The following is a 6,674-nucleotide window of genomic DNA, read 5'->3' on the forward strand; positions in this document are numbered from 1 at the left end:
CGGCCGGCTCGCAGCGCAGCGTGGCGACCCGGGGAGCGCCGTCGACGTGCGGTTCGACGCTCAGCAGCAGGACGGTGGTGGGGGTCGCAGTGGAGGCGTGGGCGGCCGGGGGAGCGACCGCGCCGGTGAGCACGCCGGTGGCGAGGAGGGAAGCCGTCGAGAGCGCGGCGATCCGCTGGGCGAAGGGCATGGTGTGTCCTTCCGTCGGGGCCCCGGGTGGGGGCCGATCGTCGGCCCGGCCGTTCGTGCGACCGGGCCGACGACCACCCTAGGTGGACACTGTGAACCCAATTCGTGACCGACTGTTACGTCGACTCGACCTGCCGCCACGACTCGTCGGGCAGCGCCGCGGCCTGGGGGCCCATCAGCAGCATGCCGCCGTCGACCGGCCAGGAGGCCCCGGTGACGTAGGCCGCGGCGGGCGAGGCGAGCAGGGCGACCACCGCGGCGACCTCCCGCGCGTCGCCGGGACGACCCACCGGTACGCCCGGCCGCGACTGTGTGAACGGGTCGACGTCCTCCTGTCCCGTCATCGGGGTGGAGATCTCCCCGGGGGCGACCGCGTTGACGGTGATCCCGTCGGCGGCCAACTCCTGCGCCATCACCTTCGTCAGCAGCCCCAGACCGCCCTTGGCGGCGCAGTACGCGGCCGAGCCCACCCGTGGGGCGTGCTCGTGCACGCTGGTGATGTTCACGATCCGTCCGCCCCGGCCGGCCGTCCGCATCCGGCGGGCGACCCGCTGGGCGCAGAGGAACGGCCCGTCCAGGTCCACGGCGAGCACCTCCCGCCACTGCTCCCAGGTGGTGTCGACGAAGGCCGCCGAGGCGCCGGTGCCGGCGTTGTTCACCAGCACGCCGACTCCGCCGAGCCGGTCGGCGAGGTCGTCGACCACGGCGGCGGCCTCCGGCAGCCGGGTCAGGTCCAGCTCGGCGACCTCGCAGCGTTGGCCGGCGCCGCGCACCTCGGCGGCGGTCCGCTCGGCTCCCTCCGGGTCGCCGTACCAGGTGATGCCGATGTCGAAGCCGGCCTCGGCGAGTGCCACGGCACAGGCCTTGCCGATGCCGGAATCCGCGCCGGTGACGACGGCGGTCCGCGGGTAGTCCTCATAGTGGGCTGGCATGGGCACGCACTACCCGTCATATGCGATTGCAACCATGTGACAACACAAACCGACGCAGAGGATTGTGCCGGTTGTTTGCCCTCTGACATCCTCCTGCATGGACGCTGCCAGCGACGGTCGCCAATCCGGGACACCGCGCTGTGGTGACGCGTTCCCGGGAGGACCCTCGTGAAGCGCAGAAGTCGCCATCTACTCGCAGGACTAGCGGTCGCCGCCCTTGTGGCGACCACGGGTGCCGCCGGCATCCACTTCACCGGCACCGAGGCGCCGGCCGCCGCCGCCGTCGGTGACGGCGAGCTGCCGAACGCCACCGGCGCGCACCTCGAACGGTTGCGCCAGGCGGTGCCGGGCAGCGACGGCATGTCGCCGGACGGCCCCGGCAGTGCCGCCCAGCAGGAGTTCCTGGAGCGGGCCTACCCCGCCGACACCATCAGCATCTCCCAGGTGGACCGGTCGAAGGCGGCGTACGCGTCGGCCGAGAAGCGGTTCCGGGGCGCCAGCCGCTGGACCAACGTCGGTCCGAGCGAGGCGCTCTACCCGTTCACCGAGTACCGCAACGCCTTCAACTACGTGCCCAACGAGTACGTCGCGGGCGGCCGGGTCACCTCGCTGGACATCAGCCCCGACTGCTCCCAGCTGCTGTGCCGGGCGTACGCCACGCCGGCCGGCGGTGGCGTCTGGGGCACCCTGAACATCCTCGCCGCCGAGCCCCGATGGTTCTACCTCGGTGGCCCGCTCGGCATCAACGCCGCCGGCTCGGTGAAGATCGACCGCAACGACAGGACCGGCCTGACCATCTACGTCGGCACCGGTGAGGCCAACACCTGCGCCTCCGGCTGCGTCGCCGGCGTCGGCCTCTACAAGTCCACCAACGGTGGCCTGACCTGGTCCGCCCCGATCGGCAAGGACGTCCTGTCCGGCAAGGGCCTCGGCGAGATCACCATCAAGCCGGGCGACCCGAAGACCATCTACGTCGCCACGACCACCGCGCTGCGCGGCATGTCCAGCTCCTGCTGCACCGGCGTCACCCGGCCCGTGCCGGACGCGGCGAAGTGGGGTCTGTACAAGACCACCGACGGCGGGAAGAACTGGACCTTCCTGCACAACGGTTCGGCCAACGCCGCCGACTGCACCGGCAGCGCCGCCGAGTACAACAACACCGCCGCCTGCTCCCCGCGCGGCGTGCGCTACGTCAAGCTCGACCCGAAGAACTCGAACATCGTCTACGCCTCCTCGTACGCCCGGGGCGTCTGGCGCTCGGCGGACGCCGGCGCCACCTGGACGCAGATCAAGGAGTCGCTCAACCGGGCCGTCTTCCAGACCCGGGCCGCGATCGACGTGACCGCGCTGCCGAACGGCAAGACCCGGATGTACGTCTACGAGGGCAACATCGGCAACCCGTACTCGCGGCTCTTCCGGAGCGACGACGTGGCCGCCGGCACCCCGGCGTTCGCCGACCTGACCAGCTCCAACCCGGCCGACACCGGCTTCGCGACCTTCAACCAGTGCACCGGCCAGTGCTGGTACGACGTGTTCGTCCACACCCCGCCCGGGCACCCGGACGTCGTCTACACCGGTGGCTCGTACGTCTACGGCGAGACCGTCGCCCACAAGCGGGCGGTCGTCCTCTCCACCGACGCGGGGGTCAGCGGCACCGACATGACCTTCGACGGCACCGACGAGCTGCACCCGAACGGTCTGCACCCCGACCAGCACGCCCTGGTCACCAACCCGCGCAACCCGTTCCAGTTCTTCGAGGCCAACGACGGCGGCATCATGCGCTCCAGCGGCCAGTTCGTGGACCGCTCCGCCTGGTGCGACAACCCGGCCCGCAACTTCACCGGGCCGACCGCCGCGGCGCAGAAGGACCGCTGCAGGCAGATGCTCTCGAAGATCCCCTCGAAGCTGGAGGGCGTCAACAAGGGCATGACGACGCTGCAGTTCATCAGCCTGTCGGTCAGCCCGCACGACGTGAACCTGCTTCAGGGCGGCACGCAGGACAACGGCACCTGGGAGAACAAGGGCCAGCGCAAGCGCTGGGTCAACACCATGATCGGTGACGGCGGCGCCTCCGGCTTCGACGTCGCCAAGCCGGAGTTCCGGTTCCACACGTTCTACGACGCCACCCCCGAGGTGAACTTCAACAACGGTGACATCGGCAGTTGGATCTCGGTCTACGACGGCGTCTTCGGTCAGGCGGGCACCCTGTTCTACGCCCCGGTGATCAGCGACCCGAAGGTCAGCGGCACGATGTTCGCCGGCACCGGTCGGACGGTCTACCGCACGAAGACCTTCGGCCTGGGCGACCGCAGCATGGAGGAGGCCAACCGGATCTGCAACAGCTGGACCGGCACCTTCGAGGCGCAGTGCGGTGACTGGGCGGAGCTGGGCACCACCCGGCTCACCGACGCCGCGTGGGGTGACCGGGCCGGCGGCGCGGTCTCGGTGGTCCAGCGGGTCGACTCCGACTCGTCCACCGCGTACGCGGCGACCAGCACCGGCCGGGTCTTCGTCACCCGCAACGTCGACGCCGAGTCGGCCGCGGACGTGACGTGGACGCGGATCGACAACGCCACGACGCCGAACCGCTTCGTCACGAGCATCCACATCGACCCGGCCGACCCGACCCGGGCGTGGGTGTCCTACAGCGGCTTCAACTCGAACACCCCGGCCACACAGGGCCACGCGTTCGAGGTGAAGGTGGACGGTGCGGCGGCGACGTGGACCGACCGGTCGTACGACTTCGGCGACCAGCCGATCACGGACCTGGTCCGCGACGACGTCACCGGTGACCTGTACGCGTCCACCGACTTCGGTGTGCTGCGGCTGGCCAAGGGCTCGACGAGCTGGGTCAAGGCGGCCGGCGGCATGCCGAACGTCGAGGTCGCCGGGCTGACCATCGTGCCGGGCAAGCGGGTCCTGTACGCCGCCTCGCACGGTCTCGGCGCCTGGCAGCTGAAGCTGAGCTAGGCGGAACACGATCGGCACCAACCGGGTGAGGGGCCGCGCGAGCGGCCCCTCACCGCTGCCCGAGGCGGCCGGCCGGATCTGGCGTACGCTCGGCGCGGCCTTCGTCCTCCTCGTCTTCGTCCCACCGCTGCTGCTGCTGGTGTCCGGTTCGTTCACCGAGCCCGGCCTGCCGCCGTCGCCGACGCCGCAGCTCGTGCCCGACCCGGTGTCGACCACCGGCTACACGCAGGCCGTGGAGCTTGGCGGGCTGCTGCGCGCCTCGCTCAACTCGGTGCTGGTGGCGGTCGTCGCGGTGCCGCTGAGCGTGCTGGTCGCCTCGCTCGCGGGCTTCGCGCTGGCCCGGGTCGCCCCGCGCACCACCGCGGCCGTGGTCACGGCGACCCTGGTCGCCCTGATGGTGCCGGCCACCGCGCTGCTGGTTCCCCGCTTCGCGATCTTCCGCGCGCTGGGGCTGACCGATACGCTGGTGCCCTTGATCGCCCCGGCGTTGCTGGGCACCTCGCCGCTCTACGTCCTGGTCTACTACCTGGCCTTCCGGGCGTTGCCGGCGGATCTCTACGACGCCTGCCTGGTGGAGGACCTGTCGCCGATGCGTACGTGGTGGCGGGTGGCGCTCCCGCTGGTCCGCCCGGTCACCGCCGCGCTCACGGCGCTCACCTTCGTGCTGACCTGGTCGAACTTCCTCGACCCGCTGATCTACGTCTACGACCGCGACCTGTTCACCCTTCCGCTGGCGCTGCGTTCGCTGTCGGTGCTGGATCCGACGAACTTCCCGGTCTTCCTGGCCGGCGCGGTCGTCGCGACGGTTCCGGCGCTGCTCGTGTTCGTGCTCGCCCAGCGGCGCTTCCTGCACCACGACGACGATCCGAGGGGACGATCGTGAGACCCAAGGCGCTGCTCGCCCTGCTGTTGTCCGCCCTGCTGGTGCTGACCGGCTGTGGGTCCGGCGACGACTCCTCCTCCGAGCGGGGCGGCCCGGTCAAGCTGCTGGTCTTCGGCGCGCCGGAGGAACTGGCCGCGTACCGCACGCTGCTCGACGCGTACGCCAAGGCCCGGCCCGGGTCCGAGGTGCAGCTGATCGAGGCCAGCGACCGCAAGGACCTGCTGGCCCGACTGGCCACGTCGGTCGCCGGTGGTGCCCCGCCGGACCTGTTCCTGATGAACTACCGGTTCTACGGCCAGTTCGCGGCGAAGGGCGTCGTCGAGCCGCTGGACGGGCGGATCGCCGCCTCGGACGTGGTCGACCCGGCCGCGTACTACCCGGTGGCGATGGAGGCCTTCACGTGGGGCGGCAAGCAGCTCTGCCTGCCGCAGAACGTGTCCAGCCTCGCTGTGTACTACAACCGCAGCCTCTTCCAGAAGCACGGCGTGCCCGAGCCGAAGGCCGGGTGGACCTGGAACGACCTGGTCGGTACGGCCACCGCGATGACCCGCGACTCGCGCGGGCTGGTCGTCCGGGGCACCGAGAGCGAGGGCGCCGCCCAGCGCCCGGCCGTGCACGGCCTGGGCGTCGAGCCGTCGATCATCCGGCTGGCGCCGTTCGTCTGGTCCAACGGCGGCGACATCGTGGACGACACCGAGAAGCCGACCCGGCTGGCCCTGGACACCCCGGCCGCCCGGGAGGCGCTGAAGAACCTGGTCGACCTGCGGCAGGCGTACGGGGTGGTGCCGACCGACGAGGAGGTGGAGGCGGAGGACGACGAGTCCCGGTTCGCCAACGGTCGCCTCGCCATGCTGATGACGTCGCGGCGGGCCACCACCAACTTCCGCACCATCACCGACTTCGAGTGGGACGTCGCGCCGCTGCCGGTCTACCAGAAGTCGGTGGGCGTACTGCACTCCGACGCGTACTGCATGACGCGCGGTTCGAAGAACAAGGACGCCGCCTGGCGGTTCCTGGAGTACGCCATCGGCGAGGAGGGGCAGAAGATCATCGCGGCGACCGGTCGTACCGTGCCGTCGCACATCGGCGTCTCGCAGTCGTCGGCGTTCCTCGGCCCGTCGCAGCCGCCGCGAAGCGCGAAGGTGTTCCTCGACGCGATCCCCACCGTGCGGGCGCTGCCGACCGTCTCCACCTGGCCGGAGATCGAGGACGTCGCCTACGGCATCCTGGAGAACGCGATGCACCGGGGCGACAAGCTCGACGACGTCATCCGGGATCTCGACCAGCAGACCCGACCACTGTTCGCCCGGGGCGAGCAGGGGTGACCGGAGCCGGCCTGATCCTCGAGGGCGTCTCGGCCGCCTACCGCGGTACGACCGTGCTGCACGAGGTGGACCTCACCGTCGGCCGGGGGGAACTGCTGGTCGTCCTCGGCCCCTCCGGCGCGGGCAAGTCGACGGTGCTGCGGGTGGTGGCCGGTCTGGAACCGGTCACCGCCGGCCGCGTCCACATCGCCGGCCGGGACGTCACCGACCGGCGTCCCGGCCTGCGCAACGTGTCGATGGTCTTCCAGTCGTACGCCCTGTTCCCGCACCTGACCGTCGCCGAGAACATCGCCTTCGGCCTGGAGGTGCGCGACGTCCGCCGCGCGGTCGCCCGGGAGCGGGCCCGGGCGGCGGCCGAGTCCGTCGGCTGCGCCG

General features: G+C 71.2%; 6 protein-coding genes. 4 read left to right on the plus strand and 2 right to left on the minus strand.

Annotation, left to right across the window (positions count from 1 at the left end; genetic code table 11):
- Positions 1-190, minus strand: a 190-nt coding sequence (locus AB0I76_RS19455) for a hypothetical protein (protein WP_357037122.1), incomplete at its 3' end; no start/stop codon positions are given.
- Positions 191-305: 115 nt separating this feature from the next.
- Complete coding sequence (locus AB0I76_RS19460; protein ID WP_357037125.1) at positions 306-1,121, minus strand: SDR family oxidoreductase; 816 nt, start codon at positions 1,119-1,121, stop codon at positions 306-308.
- Positions 1,122-1,289: 168 nt separating this feature from the next.
- On the opposite strand from AB0I76_RS19460, the gene AB0I76_RS19465 reads away from it, so the two are divergent.
- From AB0I76_RS19465 to AB0I76_RS19480, 4 genes are all read left to right on the plus strand, one after another.
- The gene (locus tag AB0I76_RS19465) at positions 1,290-4,091 is read left to right on the plus strand and encodes an exo-alpha-sialidase (protein ID WP_357037128.1); all 2,802 of its coding nucleotides are present in this window, start codon (positions 1,290-1,292) and stop codon (positions 4,089-4,091) included.
- Between the two features lie 25 nt (positions 4,092-4,116).
- Complete coding sequence (locus AB0I76_RS19470) at positions 4,117-4,974, plus strand: carbohydrate ABC transporter permease (RefSeq protein ID WP_357037131.1); 858 nt, start codon at positions 4,117-4,119, stop codon at positions 4,972-4,974.
- Positions 4,968-6,299, plus strand: a complete 1,332-nt coding sequence (locus AB0I76_RS19475; RefSeq protein ID WP_357037138.1) for a sugar ABC transporter substrate-binding protein — start codon at positions 4,968-4,970, stop codon at positions 6,297-6,299. Before AB0I76_RS19470 ends, AB0I76_RS19475 begins: the two co-directional genes overlap by 7 nt.
- Positions 6,296-6,674 (plus strand): ATP-binding cassette domain-containing protein (locus AB0I76_RS19480; protein WP_357037134.1); only part of this gene is annotated, 379 nt, incomplete at its 3' end. The genes AB0I76_RS19475 and AB0I76_RS19480, both read left to right, overlap by 4 nt.

The sequence above is a fragment of the Micromonospora sp. NPDC049799 genome (genome assembly GCF_040656655.1).
GTDB lineage: Bacteria > Actinomycetota > Actinomycetes > Mycobacteriales > Micromonosporaceae > Micromonospora.